The 1,102-nt window shown below is 64.0% G+C and carries 2 protein-coding genes; both read left to right on the top strand.

The window, feature by feature from the left end; all coding sequences use genetic code 11:
• Positions 1–290 (top strand): 2Fe-2S iron-sulfur cluster-binding protein (locus tag HZR81_RS23615; protein ID WP_500129398.1); only part of this gene is annotated, 290 nt, incomplete at its 5' end.
• The gene (locus HZR81_RS23610) at positions 291–980 is read left to right on the top strand and encodes a hypothetical protein (RefSeq protein ID WP_003292130.1); all 690 of its coding nucleotides are present in this window, start codon (positions 291–293) and stop codon (positions 978–980) included.
• The last annotated feature ends 122 nt before the right edge of the window (positions 981–1,102 follow it).

The following is a 1,102-nucleotide window of genomic DNA, read 5'->3' as shown; positions in this document are numbered from 1 at the left end:
TGGAGGTGTCGGCGGGCGACACGGCGACGGCCGTCACCTGCAGCTTCGAGCGGTCCGGAAAAAAGGCGCCGCTGGCGGCCGGCCAGACCGTTCTCGAGGCCGCCGAAGAGGTCGGCGTTCCGATCGAATATGCCTGCCGGCAGGGTTACTGCGGCCTCTGCAAGATCAAGCTGCTGTCGGGCGAGGTCACCATGGACGTGGACGACGGTCTGACGCCACTCGATCGTTCCTCGGGCGTGATCCTGGCCTGCCAGGCGAAAGCGTCGGCCGATATCTCGGTGGATGCGTAGATGCGCAACCAGGATCGCATCATCGCGACGATCATCTTCTCGATGCTGGTGGTCCTGTGGCTGGGTTTCCTGGTGCACCGCTCTTCCTTCTTCGCCGGAAGCCTCCTGGGTGGCGTGTTCGGCGTCGTAGGCGCGGCGTTCATGCTCGTCCCGCTCACCTACACCGTAATCAAGCGCAGCGCTACGCTGCGCCGCGCATTCACCAGGAAGCATGGCTTCGGCGCATTGCTGCAGGCGCACGTCTATTTCGGCTTGGTAGGCGCGCTGTTGGCCATCCTCCATAGCGGGCACAAGTTCCAGAGTGCGCTCGGCGTCGCGCTGACGGCATCGATGCTGCTGAGCGTGCTCACTGGGTTCATCGGCCAGCATTACCTGCGCTACGTCGCGGAGAACATCCGCGAGAAGAAGGCGCAGATCGACGGGCTGTGGCGCCTTCTGGATGGGCAGTACTGGGCCTACGCGCAAGGACCAACAGCGGGCGTTGCCGGTACGCCCAAGGCCAGCGCCGAACTGCTGCCACTGGCATCCGCCGCCGCCGATCTGCAGTACTCGATCCAGTTCCAGGAGCGGGTGCGCAGGCTGTTCAACGCCTGGCTGTCGGCACACATCGCGTTCTCGATCATCTTCTATCTTCTGCTGGCGTTGCATATCTGGGCTGGCATCTACTTCGGGTTGCGGTGGTTCAGATGAGTCGAAAGGGAAAGATCCTCGCCGCGCTGCTCGCGGTCCTGGCGCCGGTGTCGGCAGTCGCACTGTGGACATACCTTCCGCAAATGCAGCGCGCCGCGACGTGGCAGAACATGGCCTCTCCG

Origin of the sequence: Pseudomonas sp. LM13 (assembly GCF_041381355.1) — a bacterium.
In the GTDB taxonomy this organism is placed as follows: domain Bacteria; phylum Pseudomonadota; class Gammaproteobacteria; order Pseudomonadales; family Pseudomonadaceae; genus Stutzerimonas; species Stutzerimonas frequens.
This window is presented reverse-complemented; position numbering and strand designations above follow the sequence as displayed.

Excerpts from the sequence above, each read along its gene's own strand:
- HZR81_RS23610 (WP_003292130.1), top strand. The coding sequence starts at position 291 with ATGCGCAACCAGGATCGCATCATCGCGACGATCATCTTCTCGATGCTG.